Origin of the sequence: Yersinia bercovieri ATCC 43970, assembly GCF_013282745.1 — a bacterium.
GTDB lineage: Bacteria > Pseudomonadota > Gammaproteobacteria > Enterobacterales > Enterobacteriaceae > Yersinia > Yersinia bercovieri.
This window is the reverse complement of record NZ_CP054044.1, coordinates 2,856,244-2,876,865: the sequence shown is the minus strand read 5'-3', so window position 1 is coordinate 2,876,865 and position 20,622 is coordinate 2,856,244. Positions and strand designations below refer to the sequence as shown.

Genomic DNA, 20,622 nt, shown 5'->3' with positions numbered 1-20,622 from the left:
GCTTCACTACGGGAAACGTTGGTCATTCGCGCCAACCTGACAACCGCCGACTCAAACGTGAAAATAACATATCTGTAATTATCGCCAATAGTGCGACAACAACCGCCCCCTGAATAACATAGGCGGTATTAAAGCCACTTAGGCCAATAATGATGGGAGAACCCAGTGTTTTAGTCCCGACGGTCGAAGCAATAGCGGCAGTACCAATATTGATAATGACCGATGTTCGAATACCCGCCACAATAACCGGGGCGGCTAGAGGTAATTCAACCCGCCACAAAATCTGCCGGCTACTCATTCCCACCCCTTGTGCCACCTCGCGGATACCTCGCGAAACAGACTCAATACCGGTGATCGTTCCTTGTAAAATGGGCAATAGGCCATACAGCACTAGAGCGATAATTGCGGGTTTCTCACTAAACCCCATCACAGGTACTGCAATGGCAAGTACGGCGACAGGTGGAAAAGTCTGCCCCATCGCGACAACAGTTTCCACCACTGAACGAAACTCTTTCCCTGCTGGACGAGTCACTGCCACACCAGCACTAACGCCGATCAAAACAGCGATAATACTGGAGGCCACTACCAGCATGACGTGAGCGACGACCAGTGACCAGAAGGTATCTTGCAGATAAACGGGCCTATCAAGACTGGGAAATAGAGCAGCAAAAAAATCGTGTAGGGAGGTCATGCCAAAAACCAGCCCTGCGAGCAGAAGCACCGCCCAACAGAGCGGGTCTGTTAACCCATTCAGTAGCCAAAATGCTCCGCGCTTAGAGGTGGCTCTCTTTATATCACTGCTGTTGGTCGCCCCAAATTTCACACGCCCCCCTTATCTGCTATCAAATCAGCAAAATAGAGCACACCTAATGGCTGGCCATGTTCGTCGATTACAGGCAATTTATCTGTCTGACGTGACACAAATAGGGAGAGTGCTTCACGCAGACTGGTTGTGCCGAGTATCGGCAACCCAATCAGTGTTTCACCGCGCCTAACCCGTTGTTCAGCCCAGCCGAGTGATAGCAACTTGATACCGAGGTCACTACGACCAAAGAAATCACGGACAAAATCATTGGCGGGTTGAGTCAACATTTCAAGTGGTGTTCCTTGCTGGATAACTCGCCCCTCATCCATCAGGACAATGCGGTCAGCCAGGCTCAGCGCCTCATCAATATCATGGGTGACCAACACGATAGTCCGCCCCGATAGTTGGTGGATACGGCTAATCTCGACCTGTAATGCTGAACGCGTCACCGGATCTAACGCGCCAAATGGCTCATCCATCAATAAAACTTCCGGATCAGCGGCCAAAGCTCGCGCAACACCAACCCGCTGCTGCTGCCCACCAGAGAGCTGATGGGGGTAGCGATGGAGAAATTGTTCTGGCTCCAGATGTAATAACTCAAGTAACTCTTTCACCCGCTGGCGGATACGATCCTGTGGCCATTTTAGTAACTGCGGCACAGTGGCGATATTGCGCTCCACAGTCCAGTGCGGAAATAAACCTATGGATTGAATGGCATACCCCATCCGCCGCCGTATCTCTTCCGGCTTATAATTGCGGATCTCTTCACCGGCAAAATGAATCTCCCCTTCATCATGCTCAATAAGCCGGTTAATCATCTTCAATGTGGTCGACTTACCAGAGCCAGAAGTCCCAATCAATACGGTGAACTCCCCCCTGGCAATCTGTAACGTCAGGTTGTCTACCGCCCGTTTGCCGGCAAAATATTTACTTACCTGATGGAAATGAATCATCGATTTGAAGTATCCATAAAAATAACGATGAATTTAAACAGTGAGTCAACCATGACTGCCATCACTATCACCGGTATCACGCCCAGTAGCACTAAGTCCAATGCGCTACTCAGCAAACCTTGAAACATAATCGCCCCTAGCCCGCCGGCACCAATTAATGCAGCCACGACAGCAAGCCCTACCGTTTGCACCGCAATAATTCGAATACCGGACAAAATAAGTGGCATCGCAATGGGTATTTGTACCCAAAAGAATAGCTGGCTACGGGTCATCCCCATACCTTGGGCTGACTCGACAACACTGTCCGGAACAGACTCTAGCCCCGCAACCACACTGCGCACTAGCGGTAACAACGCATAAAGCACCAGTGCGATAATCGCTGGTGCCAGACCGATACCGCTAACACCGTGATCTGCTAACCATGGGATGATCGCAGCCAATCCCGCCAAAGGTGCAATGAGCAAGCCAAACAAGGCAATTGATGGGATAGTTTGGATAATGTTCAAGGTTGAAAAAATAGTGTTTTGAAAGCGGCGAGAGCGAAAACAGAGTAAGCCAAGAGGGATACCAATAACTACCGCAGGGAGTAGCGTAGCCAATAGAATCTGAATGTGTTGCCAGAGGGCATCATCAAATACGTCCTGGCGATTAACGTACTCTTTCATTAAAGATAGTTGATCAAGTTGCCCCGTAGCCAGCAATACCACGACCGGTAAAACCAGCAAGAGATTAGCTAAACTGCGCCAGAGAGGATTGGCAATGGCGCGGGACAAGCTATCCACCGCAATCAATATAGTTAACCCACTCATTAGCCAAAACCCACCGCCAAGTGAGGTGCGAGCAAGGCTATCTTCCCCCCCCGTAAGCTGTGTGGCCGTTCTCCCCGCTAGCAGCAGCAAGCCAAATAGCAGCAGTTCGGCAAATAAGAGTGTTGACCCATACAACACAATATTTTGTTTACAAAAAGCACAGGCAAACAGTAGCAATATAGGAGCTAACAGCCACCAAACCGAACCTGTTATCAACGACATTAGCGCGATCCCCTGTCCGGAAATCAGCCTATTCGGTGCGTGACTGACAAAAGAGAGCCCTAGCCCAGATAAAACTAGCAAAATAACCAGTGCTAGCAGGACTCGGTTTTTAACGGCCATAAAAATCCATCTCCATGACAGGTAACCTTAATCACAATAACGGATTAGCTGTGTATTTGAATGGCACTACAGATTGCAGCTATAGCACCATCCCTAACACACGCGGTTATCCTTTAATGAAACCTTTTTCTTTCAGGTAATTAGCCGCCACTCTCTTCGCATCCTGACCCTCAACCGCGATACGCGCATTCAGTTTTTGTAACGTCGGGCCATCCAGAGTGGCAAATACTGGGTTGAGTAACGCAGGTATCGTTGGATGTTCTTTCAGTGTGGCCTCACGAATAATCGGTGTTGGCGCGTAAATAGGTTGCACCCCTTTAGGGTCTTCCAGCGTTTGTAACCCTAAAGCCGCGACAGGGCCATCTGTGCCATAAGCCATCGCCGCATTAACACCTGAGGTTTGCTCAGCAGCGGCTTTAATGGTCACTGCTGTATCGCCACCCGCCAGTGATAACAGCTGGTCTTGATCCAATTTAAAACCATAGGCTTGCTGGAAAGCAGGTAAGGCATCAGGACGCTCAATAAACTCGGCAGAGGCCGCCAGTTTGAATTTACCCCCCGCATTAATCCATTTACCCAGATCATCCAAGGTTTTCAAATTATTCGCTTGAGCTAAATCCTGACGCACTGCAATGGTCCAGGTATTATTTGCTGGCGCGGGCGAGAGCCATACCAATTTATTTTTCTCATAATCCAGCGCTTTTACTTTCTCATAGCCCGCTTTGCTATCCTTCCAGGCAGGATCTTTCTCATCAGAGAAGAAAAAAGCACCATTACCGGTATATTCAGGATAGATATCAATCTCACCGGCAGTGATGGCACCACGCACCACTTTGGTAGTACCTAACTGTGATTTATTGGTGGTTTTTATCCCATTGGCATCTAGCACCTGCACAATAATATTGCCTAACAATGAGCCTTCGGTATCAATTTTTGAACCAACACGAACCGTATCTGCTGCGTGAGATACGCCACTGAATGCTGCCACCATCACGGCAAGCAGCGCAAAAATCCCGCTACGGGGTAGGGTCTTTGCCATGTTTACCTCTATATGCTTAAGGGTTAGTAAAAGTTCAAACGTGAATGTTTCCAGCAACTGACCGTCTGAAAGCATGAAGAACAACTGCCATTAACAAATCAGTAACCATATTAGATTTAGTCTAAAACAACCCAAATAACCAATTGATATTCAATATATTATTACTGCACACCAATCTAACGGGCTAATCTATCTTAGATACAACAGTATGATTGCTAAGTATTTAAGCAAAATTTTGTTACTCAGGATCATGAGTAAGATTACATTAATGACTGTATATAACAACAGTTAATTTTCAGTGACGAGAGAGATTGACAAGAGTTCACGGCCAAGACGTTAAATTGATGAGCCGCTTTCAATTGGCGAGCAATGACGGCCAATATGTAGGGTACTGGCGCAATAACTGGCGTGTCGGCAGTGATGGAGGGGCCGCCTGTTCCCGCGTCAGTGACTCTAAAAGGAGAGTTAACGAGTCAAATTTTAGACTTGTGCATTAATTCACTGCTGTATTATATGCACCAAAAAGCAATGCAGGGAAAGGCCCTACCAGTAAGCGGCCTTTCCCGAATGGCATCCTAACAACAGTGTTACAGCTCTTCACCGTTACTGGAGATCACTTTCTTATACCAATCAAAGCTTAATTTACGTGAGCGCGCCATGGTGCCGGTGCCGTCATCGTTTTTATCCACATAGATAAAACCATAACGTTTGCTGTATTCACCGGTGGTAAATGATACACAATCAATGCAGCCCCACGGGGTGTACCCCATTAAGTCAACACCATCTTCAAATACCGCTTTCTTCATCTGTTCAATATGCGCTTTCAGATAAGCAATGCGATAATCATCATGCACCATGCCGTCATCGGCCACTTTGTCGATCGCACCAAAACCGTTTTCAACAATAAACAGCGGTTTTTGATAGCGCTCATACAATACGCTCAGTGAATAACGTAAACCAACCGGGTCAATCTGCCATCCCCAGTCTGACGCCTTGACGTGCGGGTTAGGGACACTGCCTTCAAAGCCAGAAAGTGAGTTGCCACTCCCTGGATTGACCGCAGAAACCGCATTACTCATGTAATAGCTCAGCCCCATGTAGTCAGCACAGCCCTCACGCAGAGCCTCGAGATCGCCCTCTTCCATATGGATAGTGAATCCACGGCGCTCCCACTCATTTAGGATATATGACGGGTAGTAACCGCGCATATGGACGTCACCGAATAGATAACGCTCACGCATGGCTTCCACGGAGTACATCATGTCATCTGGATGGCAGGAGAAGGGATAGAGCGGCACCATCGCGACCATACAGCCAATTTTGAACTCTGGATTAATGGCATGACCGAGTTTTACCACTTTAGCACTGGCAACAAACTGATGATGCAGCACTTGGTACATGGTCTCTTCCGGGTTCTCCTGCTCGGTGAATATCACGCCCGAGCAGCAATAGCCGAACAATGGATATTTCCAGTTGCGCTGGTTATTGATCTCGTTGAAGGTCATCCAATATTTCACTTTGCTTTTATAGCGCTCCATCACCACTTCGCTGAATTTCACGAAGAAGTCGACCACTTGCCGGTTTTTCCAGCCGCCATACTCTTTCACCAAATGCCACGGCATCTCGAAGTGAGATAAGGTAATAACCGGCTCGATGCCATATTTCAGCAACTCATCAAACATGTCGTCGTAGAATTGCAGGCCCGCTTCATTCGGTTGCTGCTCATCGCCGTTCGGGAAGATGCGCGTCCAGGCAATGGAGGTGCGGAAACACTTAAAGCCCATCTCAGCAAATAACGCGATATCTTCTTTGTAATGACCATAGAAATCAACGGCTTCATGGTTTGGATAGCGGTAACCCTCCTGCACGCCATCAGTCATAACACGATCAATACCGTGCGCGCCGCCGGAGAGCACATCGGCAATACTCACGCCTTTGCCGCCTTTATCCCAGCCACCTTCAACCTGATGTGCGGCGACTGCGCCACCCCATAAGAAATCTTGCGGTAATTGTTTGTGACTCATAACTTTCTCCCTTAGTGCTACGGGCAACTATGCACCCTGAAAATGGAAATCAACGGCGGGTAATTGCCCGCCGGAAGATGAAAATGACTTTAGCCCTGATTCATCTGCGCCTGAGCAATCGGCATTTCTGGTGCTTTGCCGCTTTTCTCCGCACTTTCTGGCTCATCAGTAAAACCAACCAACCAGGTAAAAACGGCACCTAATACGAATGCCACCGTGATAGAGAGCAGGAACCCGAGGAACTGTGTCATATGCCCCTCTTTAAAGAAGACCGGCAGTACCGCGATCCCCGGTAAACAGTAACTCCACGACACGGCATTAAATGAACCGGCAACCGCCCCGCCAATCCCACCGGCGGCACAACTGCACAAGAAAGGTTTTTTCAACCGTAAAGCGACGCCATAAATTGCCGGCTCGGTAATCCCGAACAGTGCAGTGATACCTGCCGACAGTGAAATACCTTTCATTTCGCGGTTACGGGTTTTTAAGTAAACGCCAAACATAGTACCCGCCATGGCAAAGACCGCAGAAGCCTGCAGACCGGTAAAGGTGTCATAACCCAGAGTCGCGTAGTTACCGACCGTGACCGGCGTAATCCCCCAATGAACACCTAAGGTGACCAGTGGCTGCCAGAAAGCCCCGACCATAAAGCCTGCAATAGCTGGGCTAAGGTTATACAGCGTGTTGTAAACTCCACCAATAGCCCCGCCAATCAGATTACCGACCGGGCCGAAAACCAGCAGTGTTAATGGCACCATGATGGCGATACAGAACATCGGGGTAAACAGATTACGCACCACCATCGGTAAGATGCGCTCGAAGAAACGCTGCACATAAGACATCGCCCAGACCATTAAAATGATCGGGATAACCGAGGCGGTATAACTCAGGTATTGCACGGGAATGCCGAAGAAATCCAAGGTCGGGGATGATAAAGGAATGCCAGCAATGGTATTCAGAATATGGGCAACCTGCGGATTATTCACCGCTTCATGCATCAGTTGCTGAACAGCTGGATCAGCTGAATTCACCGTGGTGATTTTATTGGCCGTCAGCATATTCATATAATCAGGGCTGATCAGCGCACAGGCGGTAATAACGGCGGTAAAGGGATTAACATTGAATTTTTTCGCGGCGGTAAAGGCTACCATCACTGGCAAGAAGGTAAAACCAGTCCATGAAACAAAATTCAAAATACGGTAGGTTCCGCTCGCCGCATCCATCCAACCGATCGCGGCAAGAAAAGAGATGATCCCCTGCAAGATACCGCAGGCAGCCAGCGGGTAAAGAAAGGGGGCGAAGATACTGGAGATGATATCCATCAGGCGGCTAACAATACCCACCTTTGGTGCAGCAACCGGGGCGCTTTCATCGATACTTATCAAACGGGTAACGTGCTGATAGGCATCACCGACGTGATTGCCGATCACCACCTGCATTTGTCCGCCCGCTTCAATAACGGTAATAACACCCTTAACGCGATTTAACCGCTCTTTGTCGACAATTTTATTATCTTTCAATATAAAACGTAAACGTGTCGCACAATGTGTGACAGTAATCACATTATTATCACCGCCAATATATTTAATAATTTCCTGAGCGGCCAATGCATAATCAATTGCCATTATTAATCTCCTGTCGCGAGTACTGAGTATAAGGTAACAGAACGTTATTAACTTATTATTAGTATTTTTATTTGATGCAGAGTGGAGTTTAGCAAAAAGAAAAATGAAGTCACGATATAACAAAAATCGCGATTTGGAATATGTCACATGTAAAAAACACCCTGTTTTAGGGTGCTTTTTTATGCGTTATTTGCGGGAGTTTCTTACCAATGGTTTCAATAATATATAACACCGGAATTTGAGTGGTAATATTATAATGCCCTTCAAGGACAATAGGTGGCATATGGTAAGAGATATTAAGGTCGGCCATTTTAGCCAACGTCGAGTTTTCACTATTGGTCAGACTAATTATTTTACATTTATGTAGACTAAACTGATTGGCTATGCGAATAATCTCTTCTGTTTCACCGGATACCGAGAGAATGATAGCAATGGCATCCTGATACATATCACTGTTAATAGGGTAATAGGGATCATCAATATAAGTGCTGAACTTACCAATATTAGAGAAGAAACGCGCGCTATATTTCCCCAGCGCACCAGAGGTGCCAATGCCAACAAATATAATTCTATTTGATGCAGCTATTTGGGCTGCTGCCGTATCAAGTAACTCATCAAACTCACTATTATTTATACTCTTAAAATAACTAATTATTTCACTAATACCAAAACTGACCGGCGGTTTATCATCGTGTTCTAAATAGAGCTTAAAACGAATTCGAAATTCAGAGTAACCATCACAATTCATCTTCTTGCAGAAACGTAACACTGTGGTGGTAGAGACACCCGCAGCATCCGCCAGTTCTCTGATGGTCATATACATCACTTTGTCGGTATTTTTTATGATGTAGTTATAAACAATCAATTCCAGTTCGTTAAGCGCTGATATTTCTTTATATGTAAACATATGATACCTAAAACGATGTATTGACCTTAGATACGCGAATTTAGCATGAAACGAAGAGACTAACGAGGGGGGTGGTTGTAGGGCGACAATCACGTTGTTTTATTTTAAAATTAACTGTATATTTAAACAGTTGTTTGTTCATTTAGGAAAAACCCATGCGTGTTGAATTGATTTATGACAAACGGAATGTCGCCGGCCTTACCAATGCTGGTGAAATGATTAAGGTTGAACTGACTAAACGTGTGCATCGTGTGTTTCCAGGTGCCGAGGTTAAAGTCAAAGCAATGCAAGCTAACGGCATCAATACAGATGCCAACAAGCAAGAGAAATCAGTACTCAATCGCCTGGTCGAAGAGATGTTTGATGAAGCAGACGAATGGCTCGTTACTGAGTTTTGATATGAAGTCACCCGGGTGATCCCGCCCGGAATAGACTGTTTTTTGTGCTATTCTAACAAAGTTAGTGCCGATTAATATTTTTAATATTCTTTTAATTTTTAATTTAAAAAATTAAATCTGTATCAATGTTATTTTTCATTATCGATATTTAAGAAAATTAAAGGTCAGTAATGAAATACAGTACATTGGTAAAAAAAAGCGCATGTACGTTAGCACTACTTATGACATGTCATGCTGCCGCTGCCAGTTATCATTCGGGCAGCACAGATAATGTCACTATTAGCACCTCGCTGGGATTACTCAATGCACAATCGCAAGAGTTTGCTTATCATCCCGGAAATAATAATCATAAGCTGAGCCAATTAGATTGGGAAGCGAAGAACACTCCAATTATCAAGATGGATATTTCATGGGATCTCTTATCCAGCTTAACATTAACCGCTCGAGGTTGGAGTACATTATCATCTGGTGATGGGGTAATGGATGATTATGATTGGTTAAACAAAAATGAGACTCAGTGGTCTCAGTGGTCTCACCATGAAAAAACCAATTTAAGCTATGCCAACGAAATTGATCTTAATGCTAAATTTTGGCTTTTGAATGAGCAAAACTATCGTATTGGGGTAATGTCAGGCTATCAACGGAGTAATCATAGTTGGGCGGCTTATGGCGGAGAGATTAAATCTCGCAATAAGTTGATTAAACTCCCCGATAATATAATTTTCATTGGTTATAAACAGAAATTTGATATGCCCTATCTTGGCCTGGCAGGCAGTTATCGTTACCAAGATTTCGAGTTGACGACTTTATTGAAGTACAGCCGTTGGGTTAATGCTAATAGCAGTGACGAACACTATCAACGAAACCAATCATTCAAAGATAGTAGTAAGAACTCCCGCTATTATGCGGTCACCCTTGGTGCAGGTTATTACCTGACCCCAAATACCAAACTATTTGTTGAAGCGGCCTGGAATCGCTATACCGAAGGCAGAGGAAAGGCACAAATTCTCAGCCATACCACGGGTATGTCAACAGCTATTTCCGATGGCGCGGGTATCGCTCACCAAAGCCAAACAGTCTCTTTGGGTTTACAGTATAAATTTTAATTGTGTCGATACCTTTTAATTACATCAATAAACTGTAATCACCCCATCCCAGCATCAATGCGCCGTGTACACACCCGCTATACCCGCATTGATGCTGAATTAGCACTTTAAATATCACTATTTTTTTCAACATTTTTTTCATTTTTATCATTAATTTTTAAGCTATCTAATTAGCAAGCTGATGTTTTTATTAGATATCAATAGCAACAAAATCCCCCATAGCTGTCACTGTTACATAAAGAAGCATTAACAATGGCGCACTTATTGTCATTTATTACTGTGACTCAGCTCAAGTTTTTCCCTGCCAAGCCGTTATTTGAATCATGCCTTCCCATCTATTTAGGACGCTCTATGCTTGATTCCATTCGTTCACGTATCTTGGCAGCCTGCATCATCATCGTGGCAGGCTCTCTCGCCATTAACACTTATTTTAACTACTCAGTTGCCAACAAATATAACAGCAGCGCAATCGATAACACTCTCACCGCCGTGACGGCGAGTCATGGTGTTGGGATCGCAGAGTGGGTGGCGACTAAAACACAAATGATTGTGTCGCTGAAAGATAGCGCACTAACAGCTGATCCGACGGCAGCACTGCGTCAGGTGGCTGCGGCGGGCAACTTTATTAACGTTTATATTGGTTACGCCAATAAGACAGCCACTTTTTCTAATCCCGATGGTATCCCCGCAGGTTACGACCCCACTGGGCGGCCATGGTATTTACAAGCGGTTAAAGCCGATAAACCCGTGGTAACACCGCCATATGTTGATGCGGGAACCAACCAATTAGTGGTGACCTTTGCCTTACCTATTATTCAGGATGGGAGTGTGAAAGGGGTATTAGCCGCTGATGTGACTATGGATAGCGTAATTGCAAACGTGAAATCTATACATCCGACGGATGACAGCTTCGGCATGTTAATTGATGCCGATGGCACCATTATCGCGCATCCCGATGCACAGTTAACTCTTAAGCCGCTGAGTGAAATCGCGCCGACATTAGAGCTTAAGACTCTATTGAGCGCGACTGATCCTATTGTTGCCAACATTGGTGACCAGAGTAAATTGCTGCTCGCGCAGTCTGTACCTGGCACTCAATGGTTTACCGTGGTGGCACTGGATAAAACCCATGCCACCGCCGGTATGCGCTCATTGCTGACAACATCACTGGTCACGCTAGTCGTCATTATTTTAATCGCCGTGGTGATTATTAGCTTAATTACCCAGCGCGCCCTACTCCCCCTGAACCATGTGCATAAGGCGATGGATGCTATCAGCTCTGGTGCAGAGGATTTAACCCGACGTTTACCGGTCGAAGGCCGTGATGAAGTGGCGAAAATCGCCCAGTCATTCAACCAATTTGCCGACAAACTCAGCGCCGTGATGGCACAAATCCGCGATACCAGTGAGTCGGTGCGGATTGCCGCTAACGAAATTGCGGCGGGGAATCAGGATTTATCAGGACGAACAGAGTCCGCCGCTGCCAGCTTGCAGCAAACCTCGGCCGCATTAGAGCAGATTTCATCCACCGTGGCCCAGTCGGCTAGTGCCGCAAGGCAAGCAAACACCGCCGTGCTCTCTGCTGCGAATGATGCTTCCCGTGGCGGCGAGGTGATCGCCAAAGTGATTACCACCATGGAGTCGATTGAGGCCGCATCGGGAAAAATCGGCGATATTACCAGTGTCATCGATGGCATCGCTTTCCAAACCAATATCCTGGCACTAAATGCAGCGGTAGAGGCGGCGCGCGCCGGTGAGCAAGGACGCGGTTTTGCTGTGGTGGCGGGTGAAGTTCGCACACTGGCACAGCGCAGTGCGCAGGCGGCAAAAGAGATCAAAACTCTGATTGAATCCACCGTCAGCAGCGTCTCCTCCGGCTCGGGTCAAGTCCGCCTGGCCAGTAACACCATGACCGAGATTGTCAGCAGCGTGTCTGATGTCACGACCATTATGTCGGAAATCACCAACGCGGCAGATGAACAAATGCGTGGCATCCATGAGATCAATAGTGCAGTCGCGCAATTGGATACCATGGTGCAGCAAAATGCGGCACTGGTTCAGGAGTCGACGGCGGCATCTGCGGCATTACAGTCTCAGGCGGGCGATTTGACCGAGGCAGTGAATCAATTCAGGATCTAGTTCGACACCCAGCATTCGAATCATTATCTTTGGGTTTCAGCGGGTTATCTCGCCCGCTGAAACGCCTTTAGCCCAGTAAGATCCGCGCACCAATTTTAATCGGCGCAAAATTATCATTCGTCACACCCGCGGCAGATAGCGCCAGTTTGAGCTGCTGTGGTGGCTCATCTAATGATTCATCTGCTAACTCAAACACCCCCCAATGAATCGGCACTGTTATCGGTTGCTGCAATTGCTGGAATAACTGCACCGATTGCTGCGGGTCCATATGTTGCGCCTGCATAAACCAGCGCGGGGCATAAGCGCCAATGGGCAAAGCGGCATAATTGAATGGCCCTAACCTTTCACCAATGGTCAGTAGTTGCGGGCAATACCCGGTATCGCCGGTGAAATAGAAGTTAATCTCACCACGTTTGACCACCCAACCCGACCACAGAGTGTGGTTGCGATCCCAAGGTGTGCGCATGCTCCAATGACGGGCTGGTACACAGTGAAACTCAAATTCGGCGGCAAGCTGTGTCTCCCACCAATCCAGTTCGTGAACATGGCGAGCACCGTGTTGCAGCAGCCAATTTTTTAACCCCAGCGGGGCCAGAAAGGTAATTTCAGGAAAGCGACGCAGTAATTGTGTGATGGTCGTCACATCCAAATGGTCGTAGTGATTGTGGGAAATCACCACCACATCAATCGGCGGCAGTGCCTTTACCCGCGTGGGGACCGGTGTTTTGCGCGCTGGCCCATAAAAATTCAGTGGTGAAGCGCGGCTGGAGAGCACCGGATCAAACAGCACGGTTTTTCCACTGACCCGCAGCAAGAGCGAAGCATGACCCAGCCACCATAAGGCATCTTGCTGATCACTGAAATCGGCCTCTTGCCACCAGTCGCTGACAAATTGTGCATACCCCTGCTGAGGCGGTTTGGGCAGTGATTGGCGTTTTCGCTCTTCACGCCAGCGCTTTAAATCTTGCGGATGATGAATGACTGGTTCCAGATTCTGGAAGCCAAACTCAGTGTGGTGTGGCTTATTAGCATCATAATACGGGTTTTTTTTCGCCATTTTACATCCTTCACTGCTAGCCACGACGGTAGCCAGCACTCATTCATGGGCTATGCCCGTAATAATTCATTGGTGCTCAATATTGATACTCTACCACGCTGAGCAGTAGACCTAATGCTAGTGATGATATTTCACTCTGCTGATTAAAATCTTGCCACACTTGTCACGGTCATGATTGGCGTAAAAAGGCATTATCACTTAATCGTATTCTTATAGATATTTCATTTTTTACCGAAAATCGCCACCCACCACGAAATTGATTCATATCAATTTTTACTTTAATTCGTGCCATTTCAGGCCGCAAAACCCTTTTTCGTGATCAAACACTCATTTTTAAAAACGCCATGCCTATATAAAGAAAACGATTATCCATTATTAATAAAACATTGTTTCAATTTGAGGTGGCGGTAAAAATGAGTAAACAGATTTCAACAAGGCATACGTTGGCGTACGGGAGTGCCAACTTGTTGGGCAGTGGAGCGCTGGCAATCAGCGGTGCCTGGCTAATGTATTTCTACACCACCTTTTGTGGGCTATCTGTCGTAGAGGCAGCCACTATCTTTTCAATCGCCAGTATTCTTGATGCCATTAGTAACCCAGTGATGGGTTATATCACCGATAACTTCTACAATACCCGTCTGGGTCGCATATTTGGCCGTCGCCGCTTCTTTATCTTGCTGGGTATCCCGCTGGTATTGGTCTATCCCATGCTCTGGATGAGCGGCTTCGGATTCTGGTATTACCTGCTAACCTATGCGCTATTTGAACTGATTTACACCTCCATCATGGTGCCTTACGAAACGTTAGCCACTGAGATGACTACTGATTTTGCCAAGCGCTCTAAGTTAACCGGCTCCAAAGCGATTTTCGGCAAAGTGGCTAACTTTTTGGCCGCCTTTATTCCCGGCCAGTTTATTGCTATTTATGGCAAAGACTCCGCGACCCCCTTCCTTTATACCGGTATCGCCTACGGTCTGATTATGTGCTGCGCGATGATTTGGCTCTACAGCTCCTCTTGGGAGCGTCCGGCCAGCGAAGTGGTGCGGGAAACCACCAGCAGCTTAGGTCAGGCACTGAAAAAACTCTGTGTGGATATGGCGTCAACCTTCCATCTGCGTATTTTCCGCAAACATCTGGGCATGTATCTGTTTGGTTTCGGTGCTGAATGGTTGTTCGCCTCCGCATTTACCTACTTTATTATTTTTGGTCTCGGTCAGGATGCCGCGCTGGTTTCTCAGCTCAATAGTTTCAGCTCAATCATGCAGTTGATCTCTACCGCCATCTTTATCGGCATCTGCGTCAAGATGGGCTTTGCTCGCCCATTCCGTATTGCCCTGCAAGTGGTGATAGTCAGTGTGATTGCCTATGCCGCGCTCTATTTCACCGGTTGGTCTCAAACCACAACCGTAATTGTGCTGTTCTGCATCACTGCTGTTTTCGGCTTAAGCACTGGCGGCATTTATTACATTCCGTGGACGGTCTATACCTTCCTGGCGGATGTCGACGAAGTATTAACTGGCCGTCGCCGCGAAGGGATCTACGCTGGGGCGATGACCTTCGCCGGTAAAATGGTGCGCTCGATTATTGTCTTCGCCATGGGTTGGACGTTAAGCCGCTTTGGCTTTGTCTCTGGGCAATCGAGCCAGCCAGAAGTGGCGGTGCAAGCGATCGTTGGCGTATTTGCCATCGGGGTGGTCTCACTGGCGCTAGTCGCTATTTACTACACCACCCAGATGAAGCTAGATCGCAAAAATCATAAAATTCTGCTGGAGGAGATTGAGCGCATCAAAGGTGGCGGGGCTATGGCGGATATTCCAGCCCATGCCCGAGTGGTTGCTGAGGAGCTAACCGGCTGGAAATATGAGCAGTGCTGGGGAAATAACCCACTGGGCATGAAGGAATCAACAACAGTGATCCCTAAACCGGTGACTGAAAGTTAATTGTTACCTATCATAATCCACCGCATCGGCGCTCTCCGATGCGGTTTTTTTTTGGTCTAAGATGTGGTTTTTTTTGATCTAAATAGCTTGATTGGTCAGTTTCCGCGCTTTTCTGCCGCGATGCCCTTCCCGGTAATGTAAATTATTCGCCTACAAGATAATTTCAGAATGTTTTATTTAGATATCCGATTACTATAACTCCACGACCACTTATTTTGCTTTCTGAACATGGATAAAAGAGTGCTGAAATATTTCTCCTCCTCACTGCTGGCCGCAGCCCTATTCACCATCCCCTTGTATAGCCAGGCTAAAACTGAGCTGTTGGCCTCACAAGTTGTTGATCAACATGCCGAACACATTTTCTATAACAGTGGTGCCATGGGGATGGCACTGGTGGTTATCGATAATAATCAAGTGGTCAACCGCAGTTTTGGTGAAACTAAGCCCGGTAACAACCTACGCCCACGTCCAGACTCATTAATTCGCATTGCATCAATTACTAAGCTGATGACCAGCGAAGTGATGGTCAAACTGGCCGATGATGGCACGGTGAAACTGACCGATCCGTTGCGGAAATACGCGCCTAAGGGCGCCATAGTCCCCTCTTATAATGCAAAGCAGCCGATAACCTTGCTGAATCTGGCGAGCCATACCAGTGGTCTGCCACGTGAGCAACCCGGCGGCCCGCAAAAAAGACCGGTGTTCACCTGGCCGACCAAAGATAATCGCTGGCAGTGGCTAAAACAGGCCAATGTGACCGTGCCGCCGGGTGTCAGAGCCGCGTATTCCAATTTGGCCTACGACTTGCTGGCCGATGCATTATCACGAGCCTCAGGGAAGCCTTATACCAGCCTGCTACGAGATAAAATCACTGCTCCGCTGGGCATGAAAAATACCACCCTCACCCCGACGGCAGAGCAATGTAACCGGCTGATGGTGGGCGTTGGTAGCAGCCGCTGTGAAAATACTACCGCGGCCGCGGGCAGTGGCGGAGTCTACTCAACGCCAGAGGATATGCAGCGCTGGATGCAGCAATTCTTATCTTCCGATAACAGTGCGCGCAAAAGCTCAGCCAAACGTGAGCAGGCACTCTATTTCCAGCGCCGTGATCTGACCTCACTGAAGGGTATGGATGTTGCGGGTCAGGCCGATGCATTGGGTCTGGGCTGGGTTTACATGGCACCGAATGCAGATCTGCCGGGTATCATGCAAAAAACCGGTGGTGGCGGTGGATTTATTACCTATATGGCGATGATTCCAGAGAAGAACATTGGCGTATTTGTGGTGGTGACCCGCACTCAGTTGACGAAATTTAGCAATATGAGTGATGGCGTTAATCAGCTGGTTGCGCAGTTGGCGAAGAATGGCTGACTTGATGGGCGGCAGTGGTAACCCTGCTGCCGCAGTGACAAGGTGAAAAGCAAAAACCCTGTTATCTTATTCAGATAACAGGGTTTTTTATTGGTGCCGGCACCAAGAGTCGAACTCGGGACCTACTGATTACAAGTCAGTTGCTCTACCAACTGAGCTATGCCGGCGTAATTTGGCGGAAGGATAGAGATTCGAACTCTAGGACCTGTTACAGTCGACGGTTTTCAAGACCGTTGCCTTAAACCACTCGGCCATCCTTCCAATGAGCGGGATTATGATCTATAGCGTGATGATATGTCTAGTGTTTCATTTAAAAAAATTTGAAATTTGATTCGTTTGGTTAAACTTCATGCCGAAAATGGTCAAAAAAAGCCAATTTGTTCAAAAAGTGGGCGAGTAAGAATTCAGTCGCGATAGCTCTTTGCCCGCACCAGAAACAATAAATATCCTCCGGCATAGCCGGAGGTTTTTCATATGCGCCTATAAGGCTCTCTTACCTGCCGCGCCCTAACAGGCGCATCGCGATCTGACATTTGCATCACAATTCGTTACTTACGGCCCGTAAACGGGCTACCCGGATAGGGGATCGACAACTGCTCACCCATTTTATCCTCTTCCAGTTGGTGTTTTATGTATTCTTGTATCCTGGCTGTATTTTTACCCACCGTATCAACGTAATACCCTCGACACCAAAACTCCCGGTTACGATATTTGAACTTCAAATCGCCAAACTGCTCATAAAGCATCAGGCTACTCTTTCCCTTTAGGTATCCCATAAAGCCCGACACACTCATCTTGGGTGGGATTTCCAGAAGCATATGGATGTGATCCACACAACATTCCGCTTCCAGAATATTCACGTTCTTCCATTCGCACAGCTTTCTTAAAATACTGCCAATCGCTTTGCGCTTTTCCCCGTAGAACACCTGTCTTCGGTACTTCGGCGCAAATACTATGTGATATTTACAGTTCCATCGCGTGTGCGCTAAGCTCTTTTCGTCCCTCATAGGGACCCCCTTTTGATTTCTTGTTGAACGTTTGCAGTTGCCAGACCGCAAACTGTTTTAACAAATCAAAAGGGGTTTTTATAACTGACTCAAAGCTGAAAGCTTTACGGAACCCCCAGCCTAGCTGGGGGTTTTCTGTGCACAAAAAAACGCGGCCAAATGACCGCGTTTTGTCTCAGTACTTATCCTGCTAGCAGAATTAGAACTGGTAAACCAAACCAACTGCTACGATATCATCAGTGTTGATACCGGCATTTTTGGTAAATTCATTTTCATCCAGCAGGTTGATTTTGTAATCAACGTAGGTGGACATGTTTTTGTTGAAGAAGTAAGTTGCACCGACATCAACGTATTGCACCAGATCCTGGTCGCCGTAACCATTGCCCAAGTCTTTACCTTTGGATTGCAGGTAAGCCACAGATGGGCGCAGACCGAAATCAAATTGGTATTGAGCTACTAACTCAATGTTTTGCGCTTTGTTAGCAAAACCTGAATTGTTATTCTGGAAATTACCGAAGCGAGTCAGGTTGTATGTTTGGGCATAAGTCGCCGCCAGATAGACGTTATTGGCGTCATATTTCAGGCCACCACTGTAGGCATCAGCACGATCACCATTACCAAACAGCAGCTGATTTTGCTCAGTAGTACGCTTAGAGCTAGACATCGCCGCAGCCGCACTCACCCCCCAGCCCAGGTCATAAGATAGTGACATACCGTAGCCGTCGCCATTCTGACCCTTAACATCACGACCATTGTTGCTTTCAGTCGGGCTGCCATTTTTACCCTGATATTGCAGGGCAAAGTTTAGGCCATCAACCAGACCAAAGAAGTTGGTGTTACGGTAAGTCGCCAAACCGTTAGCACGTTGCGACATGAAGTTATCCGCGCCGTAGGTATCACCACCGAACTCTGGCAGTACGTCAGTCCATGAGGTGACGTCGTACAGCACACCGTAATTACGGCCATAATCCAGAGAGCCGTAATCAGCAAATTTCAAGCCAGCAAAGCCAAGACGAGTAAAGTTGCCTTGGTCTTGATCTTCTGCTTTATTCAGGTTTGCCTGATATTCCCACTGACCGTAACCGGTCAGTTGGTCACTGATCTGTGTTTCGCCTTTCAGGCCAAAACGCATATAGGACTGGTCGCCATCTTTGCTCTTGTCATCAGAGAAATAGTGCAAACCATCGACTTTGCCATACAGATCCAGTTTGTTACCGTCTTTGTGGTAAATTTCAGCCGCGCCTGCACTACCTGCAACTAATAAAGCGGGAACAAGCAGGGAAAGAACTCGAAGTTTCATCGTTATTATCCTCTATTATTAGATCTAACTATGCCACTGCTCTTGCGAGCATATAATCCCAACGGGGTTATTCTATTGTGGTAACAATATTTGGATTAATCCATACAGAAAATGCTACCAAGTTGGAGATAATGTTTCATATAGCCCAAAAAGCATTTCAAAATGTAAATATCAGCGAACTTTCACAAAAACAAGAAACACGTAAAATATAGCACCAACTGCTAAAGACAAATATTATACTTATATAAAACAGTAATATACAAAAATACTTGCGCAGCACAAATTGACAAGTAATATACTTAACCTTGGAGATACAATAGCTCTGCTATCATCATTATTTTTTATATTACTTTCATTGTGGCTCTCGCAGCCAGATAATTCGTTAGTTGACGGCCGGTCTTTTGACCGGCTTTTTTATTGCCTGAGATATAGATAGGGAAGTATATTTATAATGCGAAGCATATTAACAAAATGAAACAATACCATTATAATATAATTTCGAAATTATATTTAAGCACGAATAGCTTAACTAGCGATGCTAATAATTTGACTGATCGCTTAACTATTGCTCAGCTATTTATTTGTATTGCTTTACATTTATTAGTTAATAATTACCACTCTACCGCCAATGGTAAGGTGCCATAGCGGTAGAGTGGTAGCCGGTGATATTAGCGCTCCCGCAGTGACTCCTTCACTTTATTCAGGGGTTTTATCAGGTAATCCAAAACTGTTTTTTGGCCCGTTTTAATTTCTACGCTAGCGACCATGCCAGGTAATATCGGAAATGATTTACCGGCTTTATTCATCAGTTCAGCTCTATCAGTGTGAACGTAGATACGATAGTAAAATTGGTCGCGCTTAACCTCATCTTGCAGCGTGTCCGGCGAGACCGTCTCCAGCACGCCCTCCAGATTGCCGTAGATAGATGAGTCATAAGCCGCTATCTTTACCGTCACGGTAATCCGGGCCGGATATAGGCGTAATTAGATTGAAAACGGGTGGGGTCGAGGCGCGCAAGAATTTGCCCTTTATTGATAATGGCCCCTCATGGCAGTAACTCATTGACTATCCCCCCATCAAGACTCTCTATCAGCTGTGCGCGGCTCGACGGCGTGACCTTCCCTGTTCCGACGGTGGCCTCATCTAAGATGGCGAAGTAAGCCCACACCAACATCACTATCATTCCCACCAGTGTTAGCCAGACGATAAGTGACATCCGCTGCTTTATGCCGACGGCGGCACTCACCTCGTGCGTTTGCTCCCATTGGCGCTGGAAATAGGGTTCGGCCTGTAGCGCTTTGATATCTTCGATGCCTTCAATGGTTTTGACCAATATGGCATTGCGCAGCGCACCTTCACGCATCCCCTCTTTCGCCAACTTCGCCATCGGGAATTGAATCAATAGACCGGGGATAACAATTAGCGGGATGACCACCAGCGGGCCGGTTGATTTCGGGCGCGCTTCGTTTTTGATGGCCATCGCGCGGACAAACAGCATTGACAGTAGATATTTCAAAAACTGTACAATAAAATTTTTCATTTAACTTACAATCATTAAGATGAATAAATGATAATACGCTGATAAAAATATGCCTAAAATGGCGAAAGATATATCGCATAATATAATGATAAATAACGACATTAATCACTTTAGTGCAAAGTGTGCCACTGAGCATCAATCAAGAGGTCCGCGCTCTCCCTACCATAAGTTACATTATTAAATTTAATGATTGATGCTACATTTCCGTAACATTGAATGTGTCGATAGTTTAACTTTCGAATATTATTAACTTGAATCAC

General features: G+C 46.6%; 15 protein-coding genes, 2 tRNA genes and 1 pseudogene. 5 read left to right on the top strand and 13 right to left on the bottom strand.

Annotated features, from left to right (window positions below; all coding sequences use genetic code 11):
• Positions 1 to 22: 22 nt before the first annotated feature.
• The 7 genes from HRK25_RS12955 to HRK25_RS12925 form a co-directional block, all read right to left on the bottom strand.
• On the bottom strand, positions 23 to 691 hold the full coding sequence (locus HRK25_RS12955) for an ABC transporter permease (RefSeq protein ID WP_161598530.1): 669 nt from the start codon (positions 689 to 691) through the stop codon (positions 23 to 25).
• A 128-nt stretch (positions 692 to 819) separates the two neighbouring features.
• The gene (locus tag HRK25_RS12950) at positions 820 to 1,758 is read right to left on the bottom strand and encodes an ABC transporter ATP-binding protein (RefSeq protein ID WP_032897727.1); all 939 of its coding nucleotides are present in this window, start codon (positions 1,756 to 1,758) and stop codon (positions 820 to 822) included.
• Positions 1,755 to 2,909, bottom strand: coding sequence for an ABC transporter permease (locus tag HRK25_RS12945; RefSeq protein ID WP_005273956.1), 1,155 nt, complete (start codon positions 2,907 to 2,909; stop codon positions 1,755 to 1,757). The genes HRK25_RS12950 and HRK25_RS12945 overlap by 4 nt, the downstream gene beginning before the upstream one ends.
• A gap of 106 nt (positions 2,910 to 3,015) precedes the next feature.
• A complete protein-coding gene (gene osmF / locus HRK25_RS12940; protein ID WP_005273957.1) occupies positions 3,016 to 3,948 on the bottom strand; it encodes a glycine betaine ABC transporter substrate-binding protein OsmF in 933 nt (310 codons plus the stop codon).
• 587 nt (positions 3,949 to 4,535) lie between these two features.
• Positions 4,536 to 5,972: a 6-phospho-beta-glucosidase gene (locus tag HRK25_RS12935; RefSeq protein WP_099460591.1), complete on the bottom strand. Its 1,437-nt coding sequence runs from the start codon at positions 5,970 to 5,972 to the stop codon at positions 4,536 to 4,538.
• 89 nt (positions 5,973 to 6,061) lie between these two features.
• Complete coding sequence (locus HRK25_RS12930; RefSeq protein ID WP_005279547.1) at positions 6,062 to 7,597, bottom strand: PTS transporter subunit EIIC; 1,536 nt, start codon at positions 7,595 to 7,597, stop codon at positions 6,062 to 6,064.
• Positions 7,598 to 7,763: 166 nt separating this feature from the next.
• On the bottom strand, positions 7,764 to 8,504 hold the full coding sequence (locus HRK25_RS12925) for a MurR/RpiR family transcriptional regulator (RefSeq protein WP_005279545.1): 741 nt from the start codon (positions 8,502 to 8,504) through the stop codon (positions 7,764 to 7,766).
• A 155-nt stretch (positions 8,505 to 8,659) separates the two neighbouring features.
• On the opposite strand from HRK25_RS12925, the gene HRK25_RS12920 reads away from it, so the two are divergent.
• The 3 genes from HRK25_RS12920 to HRK25_RS12910 all read left to right on the top strand — a co-directional run bounded on the left by HRK25_RS12920 (position 8,660) and on the right by HRK25_RS12910 (position 12,147).
• Positions 8,660 to 8,902, top strand: coding sequence for a DinI-like family protein (locus tag HRK25_RS12920; RefSeq protein ID WP_005279543.1), 243 nt, complete (start codon positions 8,660 to 8,662; stop codon positions 8,900 to 8,902).
• A gap of 170 nt (positions 8,903 to 9,072) precedes the next feature.
• A complete protein-coding gene (locus HRK25_RS12915; RefSeq protein ID WP_057647027.1) occupies positions 9,073 to 10,008 on the top strand; it encodes an omptin family outer membrane protease in 936 nt (311 codons plus the stop codon).
• Positions 10,009 to 10,359: 351 nt separating this feature from the next.
• A complete protein-coding gene (locus HRK25_RS12910; protein WP_005279536.1) occupies positions 10,360 to 12,147 on the top strand; it encodes a methyl-accepting chemotaxis protein in 1,788 nt (595 codons plus the stop codon).
• Positions 12,148 to 12,214: 67 nt separating this feature from the next.
• On the opposite strand, the gene HRK25_RS12905 is transcribed toward HRK25_RS12910, so the two are convergent.
• Positions 12,215 to 13,204, bottom strand: a complete 990-nt coding sequence (locus HRK25_RS12905; protein WP_054872880.1) for an MBL fold metallo-hydrolase — start codon at positions 13,202 to 13,204, stop codon at positions 12,215 to 12,217.
• Between the two features lie 413 nt (positions 13,205 to 13,617).
• Between HRK25_RS12905 and HRK25_RS12900 the strand changes: the two genes are divergently transcribed.
• On the top strand, positions 13,618 to 15,144 hold the full coding sequence (locus HRK25_RS12900; RefSeq protein WP_032899079.1) for an MFS transporter: 1,527 nt from the start codon (positions 13,618 to 13,620) through the stop codon (positions 15,142 to 15,144).
• Positions 15,145 to 15,372: 228 nt separating this feature from the next.
• On the top strand, positions 15,373 to 16,515 hold the full coding sequence (gene ampH / locus HRK25_RS12895; RefSeq protein ID WP_005279525.1) for a D-alanyl-D-alanine-carboxypeptidase/endopeptidase AmpH: 1,143 nt from the start codon (positions 15,373 to 15,375) through the stop codon (positions 16,513 to 16,515).
• A gap of 91 nt (positions 16,516 to 16,606) precedes the next feature.
• On the opposite strand, the gene HRK25_RS12890 is transcribed toward ampH, so the two are convergent.
• From HRK25_RS12890 to HRK25_RS20215, 5 genes and pseudogenes are all read right to left on the bottom strand, one after another.
• Positions 16,607 to 16,682 (bottom strand) — tRNA-Thr (locus HRK25_RS12890).
• Between the two features lie 6 nt (positions 16,683 to 16,688).
• A tRNA-Ser gene (locus HRK25_RS12885) sits at positions 16,689 to 16,776 on the bottom strand.
• Positions 16,777 to 17,063: 287 nt separating this feature from the next.
• Positions 17,064 to 17,522: an IS200/IS605-like element IS1541B family transposase gene (tnpA, locus tag HRK25_RS12880; RefSeq protein WP_032899290.1), complete on the bottom strand. Its 459-nt coding sequence runs from the start codon at positions 17,520 to 17,522 to the stop codon at positions 17,064 to 17,066.
• A gap of 199 nt (positions 17,523 to 17,721) precedes the next feature.
• Positions 17,722 to 18,822 (bottom strand): porin OmpC, encoded by a 1,101-nt coding sequence (locus HRK25_RS12875; protein ID WP_005277966.1) that lies wholly within the window; start codon positions 18,820 to 18,822, stop codon positions 17,722 to 17,724.
• Positions 18,823 to 19,490: 668 nt separating this feature from the next.
• A pseudogene (locus HRK25_RS20215) lies at positions 19,491 to 20,038 on the bottom strand (beta-barrel domain-containing protein).
• Positions 20,039 to 20,622 lie beyond the last annotated feature (584 nt).